This window comes from Microbispora sp. H10836 (genome assembly GCF_012999525.1).
Classification (GTDB): Bacteria; Actinomycetota; Actinomycetes; order Streptosporangiales; family Streptosporangiaceae; genus Microbispora.
In genome coordinates this window covers 42743-58152 of record NZ_JABBWU010000024.1, presented here as the reverse complement: position 1 = coordinate 58152, position 15410 = coordinate 42743, and the positions used below count along the sequence as shown (strand labels likewise).

Below are 15410 nucleotides of genomic sequence, written 5' to 3'. Positions count from 1 at the left end.
TGTCTCGCTTCGGCTACGGTCGTCGTCTGGCTGTGTAAACGGTTGTACTGGGCGTTCGGGCACGATCTGCCCCAGTGATCTGGTGGAATGCTGTGTTGTGAGTGGTCAGAACTACCGTCTGGTACGGCGTGGCGGGGTGTGGCGCCCTTCGGCTCCCGTGCTTGACGAACATCAGCGGGCCGTCGTCGGGCACGAGAGCGGGCCCCTGCTCGTGCTCGCCGGGCCGGGGACCGGCAAGACCACCACGATCGTGGAGACCGTCGTCGACCGGGTCGAGCGCCGGGGCGTGGACCCCGAGCGCGTGCTCGTCCTCACGTTCAGCCGAAAGGCGGCCGGCGAGCTGCGCGAGCGGATCACCGCCCGGATGCGCAGGACCACCAGGACCCCGCTGGCCCTCACCTTCCACAGCTACGCGTACGCGCTGCTGCGCCGGGAGGCGGTGCTGGCCGGTGAGCCGCCGCCGCGCCTGCTCACCGGTCCCGAGCAGCTGCTGGAGATCCGGCGGCTGCTGCACGGCGAGCTGGAGGACGGCGCGCGGCATTGGCCGCCGGACATGCGGGAGCTGCTCAAGACCCGCGGGTTCGCCGAGGAGCTGCGCGACTTCCTGTCGCGGGCGGCCGAGCGCGGCCTGTACGGCGACGCGCTGGTGCGGCTGGGCCGCGAGCACGGCAGGCCCGACTGGGAGGCCGCCGGGCGGTTCTCCCACCGCTACCAGGACAGGTTCGACCTCGATCCGGTGCCCGCCCTCGACTACTCGGAGCTGATCCGCGAAGCGGCCGGCCTGCTGACCGACGGCGAGGTCCGGCGGCGCGAGCGGGACGCCTACGACCTGGTGCTGGTCGACGAGTACCAGGACACCGACCCGGCGCAGGAGTTCCTGCTCGGGCAGCTCGCGGGGGACGGCCGCGACCTGATCGCCGTGGGCGACCCCGACCAGTCCATCTACGGCTTCCGCGGCGCCGACGTGCAGGGCATCCTGCGGTTCCCCGACCGGTTCAGGACGCCGCACGGCGATCCGGCCCCGGTGGTCGCGCTGCGCGTGTGCCGCCGCAGCGGCCCGGCCCTGCTGGAGGCCTCCCGCCGCGTCGCCCAGCGCCTCCCGGCCGTACCGGGTCATGAGAACAGGGCGGGCGGCCACCGCGACCTGATTCCGGTCGAGGACGCCGACCCCGGCGAGGTGAAGGTCCTGGTGGCCGGCAGCGCCACCCAGGAGGCCGCGGTGGTCGCGGACACGCTGCGGCGGGCGCACCTGATCGACGGGGTGCCGTGGTCGCGCATGGCGGTGCTGGTGCGCAGCGCCGTCCGGCAGGTGCCGCTGCTGCGGCGGGCGCTGGTCTCCGCCGGGGTGCCCGTGGTGGTCGCGGGCGACGAGCTTCCGCTGGTGCAGGAGCCCGGCGTCCGGCCGCTGATCACGCTGCTGCGGATCGCCGCCGCGCCGGCCGCGCTCGACGTGGCGACCGCCGAGGAACTGCTGACCGGCCCGCTCGGCGGCACCGACATGATCGGCGTACGCCGGCTGCGCCGCGCCCTGCGGATCGCCGAGCACGACTCGCTCTCGAAGGATTCCGAGCATTCCGGGCAGTCCGAGAACACCGAGCGGCTTTCCGAGCAACCGGCGTCCGGCGTCGCCGGTCCGGAGGCCGCCGCCCGGACGGCGCGGCCCTCGGACGAGCTGCTGGTCGCCGCACTGCTGGACGTCCGGGAACGCGTCGACCTGGAGCAGCATGTGGCGGCCCCGGCCGAACGCCTCGCGCGGCTCATCGCGATCGCCCGTGAGGCCGTACGGCACGGCCGGGGCGCGGAGGAGACGCTGTGGGAGATCTGGCAGGCCAGCGGGCTCGCGGAGCGCTGGACCGAGGCCAGCCTCGCGGGCGGGGCGCGGGGCGCGCAGGCCGACCGCGACCTCGACGCGGTCGTCGCCCTGTTCGACCACGTGGCCCGCTTCGCCGACCGGCTGCCCAAGGCCGGCGTCGAGGTCTTCCTTGACGACCTGACCTCCCAGGAGATCGCCGGCGACACGCTCGCCGAGTCCGCCCCCGAGGGCGAGGCCGTACGGATCCTGACCGCGCACCGGTCGAAGGGCCTGGAGTGGGACGTGGTGGTGGTCGCGGGCGTGCAGGAGGGCCTGTGGCCCGACCTGCGCCTGCGCGGCTCGCTCCTCGGCACCGAGGCCCTCGTCGAACTCGTCGCGGGCGCCGAGGCGGCCACCGAGAAGGTGACGGCCGCGACCATCACCTCCAAGCTGCTCGCCGAGGAGCGGCGGCTGTTCTACGTCGCGGCGACCCGCGCCCGCAGGAGGCTCGTCGTCACCGCCGTCGGCGGCGAGGACACCGACGAACGGCCCTCCCGGTTCCTTACCGAGCTGCTGCCGCAGGGTGTCGCCCCGGCCACCACCGACGACCGGGCCCGGTGGCTGAGCATGTCCGCGCTCGTGGCGGACCTGCGTTCCGTCGTGTGCGACCCACAGAGGTCCGAGTCGCTGCGCCGGGCCGCCGCCGCGCACCTCGCCCGGCTCGCCGCGGCAGGGGTGCCCGGCGCGAACCCCGGCGAGTGGTACGCGCTGACCCCGATCAGCGACGACCGGCCGCTGGGCTGGCCGGACGACATGGTGCAGATCTCGCCCTCGGCGGTGGAGAGCTTCACCAGGTGCGGGCTGCGGTGGGTGCTAGAGACGGCGGTGGGTGCGCGCGACACCAGCGTCGTCCAGAGCCTCGGGACCGTGGTCCACGCGATCGCCGTGCTGGCGACGCAGGACGGCAGCGACCTGTTCGGGCGGCTGGACGATGTCTGGGACCAACTGGACTTCGGCGGCGTGTGGTTCAACCGCAAGCAGCGCCTCGTCGCCGAGCAGATGGTCGAACGGTTCGTGCAGTGGCACAAGAACAACGACCGCGATCTCGTCAGGACCGAGGAGGCGTTCACCGTCGAGATGCCGGAGATCGGCGTACGCATCAAGGGCCGGGTCGATCGGGTCGAGCGCGACGAGAACGGCCGGGCGGTCATCGTGGACATCAAGACCGGCACCTCCAAACCGAAGGACGGCGAGATCGGCCGGCACCCGCAGCTCGGGGTGTACCAGCTGGCCACGACGCTGAAGGCGTTCGAGAAGCTCGGCCTGACCGAGCCGGGCGGCGCCTCGCTCCTGCACGTGGGCAAGGCGGCGGGGACCAAGGAGGCCAAGGAGCAGGTGCAGGGGGCGCTCGCGGACGACCCGGAGCCCGGGTGGGCCGAAGAACTGGTGAAAACCGTGGCGACGGGCATGTCGGCGAAGGTGTTCCAGGCCACGGTCAACGACGGCTGCCGCACGTGCGCGGCCAGAATCGCCTGCCCGGTAAACGACAAGGGGGGCCAGGTGTGCTGACGCCGGGGCAGCTCGCCGAACGGCTGGACATCCGCACTCCCACCCCCGAGCAGGCGGTGGTCATCGAGGCGCCCACGGAGCCGATGGTGGTCGTGGCGGGCGCGGGGTCCGGCAAGAGCGAGACGATGGCCGGACGGGTGGTCTGGCTCGTGGCCAACGGCGTGGCCAGGCCCGAGCAGATCCTCGGCCTCACCTTCACCCGCAAGGCGGCCGCCGAGCTGGCCGAGCGGGTACGTCAGCGGCTGGCCGGGCTGGCGGAGGCCGGTGTCGTCGAGGACCCGCAGGTGCTCGACTCCGAGCCGACGATCTCGACCTACCATGCGTACGCGGCCCGGCTGGTGACCGACCACGCGCTGCGGGAGGGGCTGGAGCCCACCATGCGGCTCGTCACCCCCGCCGTCGCCTGGCAGATGGCGGCGCGGGTGGTCGGGCGGTACGACGGGCCGATGGACCGGGTCGACTACGCCCCCACCACCGTCACGGCCGCGGTGCTGGAGCTGGCCGGGGAGATGGCCGAGCACCTGTGCGGCCCCGAGAACGTGCGTGAGGTCGGCGACTGGCTGCGCGAGCGCCTGGCCTCGCTCACCGGGCGGATCGTGAAGGACCAGCGCAAGCCGGTGGAGACCCAGGCCGTACGCGAGCAGTTGCTGCCGATGGTCGAGGCGTACGAGCGGCTGAAGCGGAGCCGTGAGGTCATCGACTACGGCGACCAGATGGCGCTGGCCGCGCGGATCGCCTCCCGGCATCCGGAGGTCGGGATGTCGGAGCGGTCCCGGTTCGCGGTCGTCCTGCTGGACGAGTACCAGGACACCAGCCACGCCCAGCTCGTGCTGCTGCGCTCTCTGTACGGCGGGGGCCACCCGGTGACCGCGGTCGGCGACCCCTGCCAGTCGATCTACGGCTGGCGCGGCGCGTCGGCCGGCAATCTGTCCCGGTTTCCCCACGACTTCCCCACGGCCTCCGGGGAGCCCGCGCCGGTGCGGCAGCTGTCGGTCAGTTTCCGCAACGGCCAGCGCGTGCTCGACGTGGCGGCCCGGATCCAGACGCCCCTGCGCCGGGAGGCCCGGCAGGTCCCGGTGCTGGTGCCGGGCGGCAACCGAGCGGGCCGCGGGCGGGTGCGGTGCGCGTTCCACCGTACGGCCGAGGACGAGGCGGCGTGGATCGCCGGACAGATCGGGGACCTGCTCGGGAGCGGGCACGCCCCCGACGGCCTGCCCTGGAGCGAGGGTGAGCGGAGCAGGCGTGGCCCCGTCCTGCAGCCGCAGGACGTCGCGATCCTGGCGCGCAAGCGGTCCCAGTTCCCCGCGCTGCGCCGGGAGCTGGAGAAGAGGAACATCCCGGTCGAGGTCGTCGGGCTCGGCGGCCTGCTGATCGTGCCCGAGGTCGCCGACATCGTGGCGACGCTGCGGGTCCTCTACGATCCCACCGCCGGTGACGCGCTGGTCCGGCTGCTCGCCGGGCCGCGCTGGCGGATCGGGCCGGCCGACCTGAAGTTGCTCGGCGACAGGGCCCGCGAACTGAACAGGGAGCTTCGCGGCGGCCGAGGCGAGCCGCGGCCGCAGGACCCGCTCGACCAGGTCGTCGCCGACCTCGCCGAGGAGCGTGGGAGCCTGATCGACGCGCTGGACGAGTTGCCGGACCGGCCGGACTGGCTGGCGGACTTCTCCCCGGCCGCAGGGGAGCGGCTGCCCGTGCTCGCCCGCGAGCTGCGCCTGCTGCGCTCCCGCACCGGGCAGCCGCTGCCCGACCTCGTCAGCGAGATCGAACGCAGGCTCGGGCTCGATGTCGAGGTGGCCGCTCGCGGCGGAAGTCCGCTGGCCGCCCGGGCCGATCTGGATGCCTTCCTCGACGCCACGGCCCGGTTCGCCGGCGACTCCGAGGACCCGACGCTCGGCGCGTTCCTGGCCTACCTCAAGGCGGCGGAGAGCGAAGAGTTCGGGCTGGACGCGGGGCGCGTCGGCGACAGCAACACGGTCAAGCTGATGACGGTGCACGCGTCGAAGGGCCTGGAGTGGCCGGTCGTGATCGTGCCCGGGCTGTCGGAGCTCACGACGAAGGACGGAGCGCCGACGAAGGGCACGCTGTTCCCCGCGGCGCCGGTGACGAACTCACGCTGGACGGAGAACCCCCGCAAGCTGCCGTACCCACTGCGCGGCGACGCGGCGGACCTGCCGGCCCTTGCCGGGCTGGAGAAGGAGGCGCTGGCCGAGTTCGACGAGCGCTGCCGCGACCGCGACCTGATGGAGGAGCGGCGCCTGGCGTACGTCGCCGTGACCCGGGCGCACTACCTACTGATCGCCAGCGGCTACCGCTGGGGCACCTCGTCCAGGCCGCTCGCGCCGTCCCGCTTCCTGGAGGAGATCCGGGACGCCGGGGCCGAGGTCGCGGACTGGGCCGGCGAGGCGGAGGACACGGAAGACGCCGTGAACCCGCTGCTCGCCGAGCCCGCCTCGGCCGACTGGCCGTCGATCGAGGTGCCTGCCGCCGTCGAGGACGGCGCCCGCCTTGTCGAGGAGGCGATGACCGGCGTCGCCTCCGCGGCGGCCGACGACCAGGTCCTGCTCAACATTCGGGACTGGGAGCGGATGCGGGCCTGGGCGCGCGACACCGACCTGCTGTTGCGTGAGCGGGAGACGAACCGCCGGCGGGCCGGGGCGGTCGTGGAGCTGCCGTCGCGGCTGTCGGTGTCGTCGCTGGTCACGCTGGCCCAGGACCCGGCGGCGTTCGCCCGGCAGGTGCGGCGGCCGGTGCCGCGCAAGCCCGCGCCGCTGGCCCGCAGGGGCACCACCTTCCACCGCTGGCTGGAGTCGCGCTGGGGCCAGCAGCGCCTGATCGACGACCTGGAGCTGCCCGGCGCCGCCGACGACGAGCTGTCGGAGACCGAGGTCCAGCTCGCCGAGCTGCAGGAGCGGTTCGAGGAGAGCGAGTGGGCCGCGCGTGAGCCGGTCGACCTGGAGGTCCCGTTCGAGACCATGATCGGCGACCGCCTGCTGCGCGGCCGGATGGACGCGGTCTTCCGTGAGGGCGACGGCTACGTGGTGATCGACTGGAAGACCGGCGAACGGCCGCAGGGCAGGGCCGCCGAGACCGCGTCGGTGCAGCTCGCGGCCTACCGGGTGGCCTGGGCCGCGCTGGCCGGGGTGCCGCTGGAGAAGGTCGGGGCGGCCTTCCACTACGTCCGCTCGAACGAGACCGTTCGCCCCGTGGACCTCCTCGACGCGGACGGCCTCACCACGCTCATTCAGCGGGTTCCTGAGGGCTGACCACCTGATCGAAGAGCGCGCTCGTCTCGATCTTGATTTCGAAGGGCCAGGGTAGCTCCAGGGCCTCGCCCTCCTCCGCCGTGACGATCTGCCGGTACGCCTGCCGGTGGTAGTCGAGGGGCTTCAGGTCGGAGAGGGGATCGCTCATCAGCGTCACCCTTCGCGGAGACGTCACAGGGTCCACGATCAGGTAGAGCGGCACGCCCGCCCGCGCGTAGTCGAGCGGCTTCTCCTGCCAGTCGACCTTTTGGGTGCCGGGAGAGCACACCTCCACGAGCAGCAGGACGCTGCGCCCGTGCACCCGCATCCGATCGAGCCGCTCGGCCTTCCGAGGTAGGACGAGCAGGTCGGGTAGCCGATGGTCGAGCATCGGCGGGATGTGGACCGCCCAGTTGCAGAAGAAGCGCCAGCCCTTCGCCATCCCCAAGGGCAGCAGGAGCTTTGAGACCCGGTCGATGATCTCGTTGGTCTCCTCACTCATCCACGGGCTCACGACGACCTGCCCGAGACGAATCTCCGCCCGGTAACCGGCGTCGTTGAGTTGCATGCACAGGTGCAGCACCTCGTCAGCGAGCTCTTGGGGCTCCTCGGGCTTCCCGGCCTCTGGGGGCTCGTACTCGTCCGAGACGAGATCGTCCGGGACGGGATCGTCCTGCTTCTGTGGGACCGGGCGGTCGTGCCTGCCGCGCTTGGTCGGCTTGGTGAGGGCCATGTCGCCATCCTCTCCTGCTCCTCCATTGATGGTACGGATCGTTTCCGGATCGCCACGGAAAGTAACAGCGGATTGATGGGAGGGAAATTCCTCGGTAGGGGTGACGAGGTGAAGGAAAGCCCTACCGGGAAGGGGAAAACCGGCTCTGTGAATCGGTCATAGGCGACGCACCTGCAGCAAATTTCTCGTGACGGGATCGGACTTTTTCGCGAGAGTGATTACCTCTTTCACTGACGCAGGCTGTTCATGATCGGCTATGAATGGCCTATGCCGGGTTTGCGGATGGCGATGGCGGCGGCCTGTGTCGCGGTGGTGACCGGATGTTCGGCGGCGGTGGATCCTCCGGACCTCACCCTCCCTCTGGACGCCTACAGTCTCGGTGCGAAGGATCGTGCCCAGGTGATACGAGCCCGGTTCATGCTGATGGAGGAATGCATGCGGCATGTCGGAATCGACTTCCGATTGCCCGCCGTCGAACCGGTGACCGACCTGCGCAACGTCGATCTTCTCCGGTGGCTCGATCCCCGCCACTCCGCCGAATCGGGATACATGGGGGAGAGGCGAAATCCTGATGAGATGACCGGCATTCCGTCGTACTCCGTGACGGACGAGGAGTTCTACGTGCTGGAAGGGAAGGTCCGGCGGTTCCACGGACGGACGGTGCCGCCCGGGGGGTGCATGGCCAAGGCGGACGCCCTGCTGAACCGGGGAGCGCGGGGCGTGGGCCCGGCCGACGCCGGCAATAGGTTCGACGACGACGAGGTCCCGCGCTATGTCGACAGCGCGACCGACCTCGCCCTCGAGGACCCCCGGATCGCGGCGGCCGAGCGCGAGTGGAGCGACTGCATGAGGTCGGAGGGCTTCGACTACCGGAGCACCGACCAGGCCCTCGGAGACCCCCGCTGGGCTTCGACCGTCAACGACGACTCGATCGGCCACACCCCCAAGCCGCGCGGTACGCGGGCCGAGATCGACACGGCGGTCGCGGACGCGCGATGCCGGGCCGAGACGGGCTACTCCGACGTGCGCCGCACGGTCTTCGTCGAGGCCGAGAGGCGGGTCATCGACCGGAACCGCGCACGGCTCGGCGTCGTGGAGGCGCTCAACCAGGCCCGACTGGCCAACTCCGCCAAGGTCCTCGACGGCACGCTCACGCTGTCCTGGTAGCCCCTCACCCCAGGTAGTGGAACGCCGGCTTCGGGTGCATGAGGAAGTCGTGGTGCGAGATGTTCCACGCGTACGCCCCGGCCATGGCGAAGGCGACGACGTCGCCGACGGCGAGTGAGGCGGTGATGCGGCGGGCGAAGACGTCCTTGGGGGTGCACAGTCGTCCCACCAGGGTCACCGGCCCGTCCTCGCCCTCCCCGCCCCCCGGGAGCACGGCGAACGGCTGGTCGTGTCCCTTCGTCACGGGGGTCCGCAGGTGGTGTGTGCCGCCGGACAGGACCGCGAAGCGCTCCCCGTGGACGCGTTTCACGTCGAGCACGGTGGTGAGGTACCACCCGCAGTAGGCCGTCAGGGCGCGTCCCGGCTCCACGCGCAGCGTCTCGCCCGTCAGCGCCAGCCCCCGCAGGCCCGCGCCGTACGCCGCCCAGTCGAACCGATCGCGGGGCCGGATGTAGGAGACGGCCATGCCGCCGCCCAGGTTGAACTCGCGCAGGCCGAGGCTCCTGCCGTACGTCAGGACGGCCTCGGCGAGCGCGAGCAGGCCGGGCGCGGCCAGGCCGCTCGCGAGGTGGGCGTGGAGGCCGCGCAGCCGCACCGGCGAGGACCCGAGCAGGGCCAGGCATTCGGCGATCCCGCCGGGGTCCATGCCGAACGGCGTGGCGCCGCCGCCCATGGTGAGGGCCGCGCCGGTGACGTCTACGTCGAGGTTGACCCGCAGCAGCACGTCCGCCGGTTCCCGCATCCGCCGCAGCTCGGCCGGGCTCTCGACGTGCCAGCGGTACGCCGAGGGGGCCAGGGCCAACTCCGCGCCGGTCTTCCCCGGCCCGCCGAAGCTCAACGGGATCTCCGGCAGCACCGCCCTGACGTGGGCGAACTCGCCGCCCGAGGAGACCTCGAAGCCGTCCACGTGCGGCGCGAGCGCGCGCAGCACCTCCGGGTCGGGATTGGCCTTGACGGCGTAGCAGATCTCCGTTCCCGCCAGGGCGGCCCGTACGCCGGCGGCGTGGCGGGCGAGCCCGGCCAGGTCGTAGACGTAGGCGGGGACGTCGTCCAGCGACTCGGCGACCTTCCGCACGCCCGCCGGAACCACGCCCACCGGAACCACGTCCACCTGAGCCATGCCCACCTGAGCCATGCCCACCGGCACCTCGATGCTCATCGGCGCTCTCCTTCCGCCACGCACTCCACGCCGAGCGGGTTCGGGACGGGCACGTATCCGGCGGTCCGGTCGGCCGCCCTCGCCCAGCGCACGCCCAGGTTGGCCTTGGCCGGCAGCGGCGCCCCGGCCAGCAGCCGCGTCAGCGGTTCGGCCGGGCCGGCGGCGTGGTCCTCCACGTAGCGGCCCAAAGTCTCCCGGGCGGCCGCCCACAGCGCGCGCAGGACGCCGTCGGCCGTGTCGGCCACCGTGTCGGTCACCCTGTCGGCCACCGTGTCGGTCACCGTGTCAGCCACCCTGTCGGCCACCGTGGCGGCGACCTCCGCCAGGTGGTTGACGAACAGGCAGTAGGCGACCCGGTTCCAGCCGCGCGCGGCGTCGTACGACAGGGGGCCCGCCACCGCGCCCGGCAGGCCGGTCAGGTCGTGCCGGCCGGCGATCAGCTTGGTGCCCTCCAGATCGCGGAAGACCGCCTCGACGGGCCACCCGCCGGCGTCGAAGCCGACCAGCACGTTCTGCACGTGCGCTTCGAGCGCGACGCCGTGGCGGAAGAAGGCGTCGAGCACCGGATACGCCACGCGCTCGACGTAGGCCTCCCACCACGCGACCGGGTCGGCCGCGCGGCGGGCCAGGACGGCCTCGGGGACGCCGTCCGCGCCGCTGGCCAGGGCGCCGGCGAGGACCGGCGTGGTCCCCGGCCCGCACACCGCCCACGGACCGGTACGGACGATCACCCCGAGCCCTTCGAGCAGCCGGGTGCCGAGGGCGGCCGACCGGTAGCCGGGCTCGGGCAGCCACCGCGTGCCGGGGAAGCGCCGGGCCAGCCGGTCGAAGACGGGGCCGAGCCGCCGGGTCAGCTCGACCGCGCCGGACAGCTCGTACCACGCGTTCTTCCGCACGCAGTTGGTGATCCGCACGTCCAGGCTGAACTTCAGGCACATGCCGCTGCCGGGGTCGTAGACCGTCCTGACCGACGACGTGGGCACGACCGCGCGGGGACCGGGCCCGAGGTCGACGAGCCGCCCGTCCGCGAGCGGCCCGCGCAGGTCGGCGGCGAGCAGGTCGAGCTGCCAGGGGTGGGCGGGCAGCGCGACGTACCCCTCCGGCGCGCCGCCGAACGCGTCGAGCGCCGTCGTGTCGCCCTCCTGGGCCACCAGGTCGGCGCGCACGCCGAGCAGCCGTGGGGCGAACCGCGCGTGCGTCTCCGGCGCGTAGTCCAGCCAGCCGTCGCCCTCGCGGGCCTTGGGCGCCGGGTGGAACGGGTGCCCGGCCACCAGCGCCTGCTCTGAGGCGAGCCACGGGTCGGCGGGCGGGACGGCCCGCGCGCGGGCGGCGAGGATCGCCGCGACCGCCTCGCGTCCCGCGCGGACCTGGGCGGCGAACTCCTCGTTGCCGCCGTCCAGCTCCGCTTCCACCAGCGCGACGAGCGAGGGCAGGTCCAGGGGCCGCCACCGCCCCTCCGCCAGCTGCTCGGGCGGGCCGTCGAAGCGCAGCGCGATGCCGCCGCGGACGCGTACGCGCACGGGTGTGCCCGCCACGCGGAGCGTCAGGTGGGGCCCGGCGGCGCGCACGTCGCCGCGCGGGCCGCCGACCTCGCGCAGCCAGCAGCGCAGCAGTGCCCCGAGCGCCGCCTCCTCGGCCGGGGCGGCGTGCGGGTCCAGCAGGAGGCGGTCCACGGCTCAGGCACCCCTCAGGTAGTTGGGGCCGGTCGTGCCGTAGAACTTGTTGACGTCCCCGGCCCCGGTGCGTTCCTTGGCCACGAGCGTCCCCGCGACGACCATCGACTTGCCGGTGAGACGGGCGGCGTCCAGGGTGCGGGCCCGCAGCAGCCGGGCCATCGGGTCGTCCCCGTACGGCTCGAGCGCGGCCCTCAGGGCCCGCGCGACCAGCGTGGCGCCGGAGCCGGGCACCGCGCCGTGGGCCACGGCCATGGCGGCCAGATGCAGGGTGATCGTCACGAAGACGTCGGCGAGGGCGTACGGGTCGTCGGTCAGCATGCGCTCGTCGCCGAAGCCGGGCGCCTCGATCCCGGCCGCGTGCAGCCGCCGCGGCGAGGCCAGCAGCCCGTCGTCGTCCTTGACCAGCAGCCGCATGGGCCCGTCGCCGAACAGCAGCGCCAGGTTCTGCTGGTGGGCCTCCAGCGCGACGCCGTACCGGACGAAGAGCGTGACGTTCCACTCCAGCAGCACCGCGAGGTAGTCGCGCAGCAACGCCTCCGCGTCGCCGCCGTGATGGCGCTCGGCCACCTCGTGCAGGACGAGCCGGTCACCGGAGGCGGGCAGCGGCGCGAGCAGGGCCGCGACCGGGACGATCTCCCCTTCGGGCAGCCGGCGGACGAGCCAGCCCAGGTATTCGTGCTCCGCGTGCCCGTAGGTCTGCTCGTCGGCGAGCGCGACGCGCAGGCCGGGCTCGCGCGCCAGGATCCGGCGCAGCAGCGACTCGGCCAGCGCGCCGTCTCTCAACGTGCCCGGCTTGATCGACCGGCGGTTGCGCAGGCCCAGCGTGCTGGCCGCCAGCGGCACCTTGAGGTGGACGCGCTCGCCGGCCTCGACCGTACGGGTGGACAGGGTCGGCCGCACGGTCAGGTACGGCTCCCGCCCGGGAACCAGGCCGGGCAGCCCGGCCACCAGCGGCTCCGTCAGCGGGTGGACGGGGAAGAGCACGTGCGTCCGGGCCAGATCGGCCGGCAGCCCGACGTCCCCGGGCACGGGCCACCAGCCGGGCAGGTCCGGCCGGGAGAGCGTCACCCGCTCGCGCGGCGCCGCCGTCCACCGCATGCGGAACTCGGGGGCGAACTCCGGGGCGTGGGCCGCCAGGCCGGCCGGGGAGACCCCCAGGCGGCAGCGGGCCGTCGGATAGAGCGGGTGATCCACCGCGGCGGCCAGCGACTCGTACCGGATGAGGCCGTGACGCCCGCGCAGCCGCCGGGCCACCTCGCCGCGCATGCGGTGGTGGGCCTCCAGGGCCGCGAGGGCCTCGTCGCACTCCCGCTCGAAGGCGGCGACCCCCTCGGCGTCGGCGGGGTGGGCGACGGCCTCCAGCGTCTCCAGCACCTCCGCCAGGCGCAGGCGCTCGTGCGGCGCGGTCGCGAAGTCCTGGAACGGGTCGCCCGCCGCGAGCCCGATCCGCCGTCCGGAGGCGAGGACGATCGCGACCCCGTCCCTGTCGTGGGTGACCCTGGCGGAGATCCCGGCGTAGTCCTCCCGCAGCAGCGCGTTCAGCACCCGCGCGGCCAGGTAGCGCTCCCGGTCCGTGGCCTCCCGGTGATCGCGAGCCGCGCGGATCATGTGAGCACCCAAGGATGCTCCTTCTTGAAGGCGTCGATGGCGGCGTCGACGCTCGCGCGGTCCGGGCCGGCGGCGCGGAGCAGGCCGAGGTAGTCGCGGTTGGTCCCCGTCACCTCGACATGATCGCCGATCTCGCGCAGTGCCCGGTGCCACAGACGCACGCCGTCGTCCGTACGAGGCGGGCAGAGGTCCGGCGGCGCGGCGGTCACCGTGCCGGACCGCTCGGCCACGAGGCTGACCACGGCCCCGTACGCGGTGCGAAGGGCGTCGAGGCCGAAGGCGGAGAGCGGCTCGCCCGCGTGGACGCGCAGGATCCACTGGTGCAGGGGTACGCCGAGGATGTCCGCCAGCAGGAAGTCGCAGTTGTCGCCGATCAGCCGATAGTTGATCTCGATGACGCGGGGGCCGTCCCGGGTGACGGCGTACTCGGTGTGGCACATCCCGAAGCCGACCCCCGCCGCGTCGAGCGCCGCGGTCAGGTGGGGCAGGTGGTCCGGGTCCGGAGGCCGCCAGTCGAGGCGCTCCTCCACGAAGTGCGGCAGCGGGCCGAGCGTGGTGGCGAACCCGCCGACGATCCGCCGGGAGGAGCCGTCGCCCAGCGTCTCCAGCGTGCGGAGCGGCCCTTCGAGGAACTCCTCCGCGACCAGGACATCCTCCGGGCGCCGCCGCCTGATCGCCGCGACGGCGTCGGCCAGCGCCTCCCGCCCGTCCACCAGCACGACGTCCTCGCTGGCCACGCCCAGCGCGGGCTTGACCACGACCGGGTACGGCAGGCCCTCGGGAAGGTCCGCGCCGGGAGGGATCCGTACGGACCTGACCGGTTCGACGGCGGAGAGGGCGCGACGGGTCAGCGCCTTGTTCTTGGCGGTGACACAGGCCCGCCAGTCCTTGCCCGGCAGGCCGAAATACTCGGCGGCGAGCGCGGTGGCGGCCTGGAGGTGGTCGGAATTGGAGAAGATCACATCGGGCCGGTGATGGGCGGCCACGGCGTCGATGACGGCCCGGGGATCGCGGACGTCCGCCGCCACGACGTCGTGCCCCGGATACCGATCAGGCTGGTCGGTGAGTATCGTCACGTCCCAGCCCAGCGCGGCCGCGGCGGGAAGGAACCCGCCGGTCACGGAATCGGTCGGGTTGAGCGTGGTGAGGTACAGCCGCACCGGCCCTCCATAGGTAAGGCTAACCTAAGTGAGAGCATCCTAGTCCCGAACGTCGGTCATTCGACGGGTGAACGCCACGGGAGGGGAGATTGCCGGGGCGGCGGCGGTGGAAGGATGACGGCGTGGAAATCGCGGACGGACTGCTCGGGCCCCTGCTCCTGGCGAGGAGCGCCATCGACCGCTCGGCGGCCCTGCGCGGCGACGAGGATTGGCTGCGGCGGGCGTGGGAGGCGGACAAGACGAGAGTCTTCCTCATCCACGACGGCCGCACGGTGGTGCGCCGCTTCAGCGACGGCGCGGCCCTGGTGCTCACCTCGCCGGCCGAGGCACCGGAGGGCACGCGTTACCTGCTGGGCGTGGACGAGGACGGCGTGGCCTACTTCGCGGTCAACGCCACCCTGCCCGAGGGCGACGTCGCGGGCCTCAGGGAGGCCGCGGTGCTGCTCGACGACCGCGACGCCGGGCTGCTCGTCTACGCGGTGGCCCTCGAGGCGTGGCACGCGAGCCACGAGTACTGCCCGCGGTGCGGCAGCCGTACGGACGTCACCGCGTCGGGCCACATGCGGGTGTGCCCGCGGGACGGCAGCCAGCACTTCCCGCGTGTCGACCCCGCGGTGATCATGCTGGTGCACGACGACGAGGGCCGGATCCTGCTGGCGCGCGGCCCGCAATGGCCGCAAGGCCGGATGTCGGTGCTCGCCGGGTTCGTCGAGCCGGGGGAGTCGCTGGAGCACGCCGTGGTCCGCGAGGTCCTGGAGGAGGTGGGCGTCGCCGTCACCGCGCCGCGCTACCTCGGCAGCCAGCCCTGGCCGTTCCCGCGCAGCCTGATGCTTGGCTTCTTCGCCCGCGCCGTCACCACCGACCTGCGCCCCGACCGGGAGGAGATCGCCGAGGCCCGCTGGCTGTCCCGGGAGGAGCTGGAGATCCAGGTCCGCTCGGGCGAGCTGGTCCTGCCCGGCCAGGTCTCGATCGCCCGGCGGCTGATCGAGACCTGGTACGGCGCGCCGATCCCCGACACCGGCTGGTGATCTAGTGCCCCTGGCGGCACTAGCAGGCGCCTGCGAGGTGCCGCTTCACCTCGGCGACCGAGGGGTTGGTCATGGTGTGGCAGTCCGTCACCACGGTGGGAACGACCTGGTTGCCGTTGTTCACGCTCGCGACGAACTCGGCGGCGTCCGGATGACGCTCGATGTCGACCTCGCTGAAGGGGATGCCCTCCCGCGTGAGCTGGCCCTTGAGCCGCTTGCAGGGGCCGCACCAGCTCGTGGTGTAAACCGTCAGCGCCATCTGTCGTCCCTTTCGTG

The 15410-nt window shown here is 73.1% G+C and carries 10 protein-coding genes; 4 read left to right on the top strand and 6 right to left on the bottom strand.

The genetic code is table 11. The features are described 5' to 3' along the window. Nucleotides 1-157: 157 nt before the first annotated feature. Together HHX30_RS33350 and HHX30_RS33345 are read left to right on the top strand one after the other, a co-directional pair. Nucleotides 158-3361, top strand: a complete 3204-nt coding sequence (locus HHX30_RS33350) for an ATP-dependent DNA helicase (RefSeq protein WP_169987147.1) — start codon at nt 158-160, stop codon at nt 3359-3361. Further along, nucleotides 3355-6624 carry an ATP-dependent DNA helicase gene (locus HHX30_RS33345; protein ID WP_169987145.1) on the top strand — a complete coding sequence of 1090 codons (3270 nt, stop codon included), beginning with the start codon at nt 3355-3357 and terminating at the stop codon, nt 6622-6624. The genes HHX30_RS33350 and HHX30_RS33345 overlap by 7 nt, the downstream gene beginning before the upstream one ends. Here the strand turns inward: HHX30_RS33345 and HHX30_RS33340 are convergent. Further along, nucleotides 6599-7336: a Uma2 family endonuclease gene (locus HHX30_RS33340; RefSeq protein ID WP_169987143.1), complete on the bottom strand. Its 738-nt coding sequence runs from the start codon at nt 7334-7336 to the stop codon at nt 6599-6601. The two genes, HHX30_RS33345 and HHX30_RS33340, sit on opposite strands and share 26 nt — an antisense overlap. 435 nt (nt 7337-7771) lie before the next feature. On the opposite strand from HHX30_RS33340, the gene HHX30_RS33335 reads away from it, so the two are divergent. Then, on the top strand, nt 7772-8503 hold the full coding sequence (locus HHX30_RS33335) for a hypothetical protein (protein WP_169987141.1): 732 nt from the start codon (nt 7772-7774) through the stop codon (nt 8501-8503). 4 nt (nt 8504-8507) lie between these two features. Here the strand turns inward: HHX30_RS33335 and HHX30_RS33330 are convergent, their stop codons facing one another. From HHX30_RS33330 to HHX30_RS33315, 4 genes are read right to left on the bottom strand one after another with little or no spacing between them, the layout of a single operon-like run. Next, nucleotides 8508-9662, bottom strand: coding sequence for a type III PLP-dependent enzyme (locus HHX30_RS33330; protein ID WP_249350713.1), 1155 nt, complete (start codon nt 9660-9662; stop codon nt 8508-8510). Continuing rightward, nucleotides 9659-11335 (bottom strand): IucA/IucC family protein, encoded by a 1677-nt coding sequence (locus HHX30_RS33325; RefSeq protein WP_169987139.1) that lies wholly within the window; start codon nt 11333-11335, stop codon nt 9659-9661. Before HHX30_RS33325 ends, HHX30_RS33330 begins: the two co-directional genes overlap by 4 nt. A gap of 3 nt (nt 11336-11338) precedes the next feature. Continuing rightward, nucleotides 11339-12958 (bottom strand): IucA/IucC family protein, encoded by a 1620-nt coding sequence (locus HHX30_RS33320; protein WP_249350712.1) that lies wholly within the window; start codon nt 12956-12958, stop codon nt 11339-11341. Next, the gene (locus HHX30_RS33315; RefSeq protein WP_169987137.1) at nt 12943-14106 is read right to left on the bottom strand and encodes an acetyl-CoA carboxylase biotin carboxylase subunit family protein; all 1164 of its coding nucleotides are present in this window, start codon (nt 14104-14106) and stop codon (nt 12943-12945) included. Before HHX30_RS33315 ends, HHX30_RS33320 begins: the two co-directional genes overlap by 16 nt. Nucleotides 14107-14234: 128 nt before the next feature. On the opposite strand from HHX30_RS33315, the gene nudC reads away from it, so the two are divergent. After that, on the top strand, nt 14235-15134 hold the full coding sequence (nudC, locus tag HHX30_RS33310; protein WP_396706225.1) for an NAD(+) diphosphatase: 900 nt from the start codon (nt 14235-14237) through the stop codon (nt 15132-15134). 19 nt (nt 15135-15153) lie between these two features. On the opposite strand, the gene HHX30_RS33305 is transcribed toward nudC, so the two are convergent. Next, nucleotides 15154-15393 carry a mycoredoxin gene (locus HHX30_RS33305; protein ID WP_169987133.1) on the bottom strand — a complete coding sequence of 80 codons (240 nt, stop codon included), beginning with the start codon at nt 15391-15393 and terminating at the stop codon, nt 15154-15156. Between the last annotated feature and the right edge of the window lie 17 nt (nt 15394-15410).

What these genes read in the sequence shown, in the direction of transcription:
- HHX30_RS33340 (WP_169987143.1), bottom strand. Translation starts at nt 7,336, where the DNA reads ATGGCCCTCACCAAGCCGACCAAGCGCGGCAGGCACGACCGCCCGGTC.
- HHX30_RS33335 (WP_169987141.1), top strand. Translation starts at nt 7,772, where the DNA reads ATGCGGCATGTCGGAATCGACTTCCGATTGCCCGCCGTCGAACCGGTG.
- HHX30_RS33330 (WP_249350713.1), bottom strand. Translation starts at nt 9,662, where the DNA reads ATGAGCATCGAGGTGCCGGTGGGCATGGCTCAGGTGGGCATGGCTCAG.
- HHX30_RS33305 (WP_169987133.1), bottom strand. Translation starts at nt 15,393, where the DNA reads ATGGCGCTGACGGTTTACACCACGAGCTGGTGCGGCCCCTGCAAGCGG.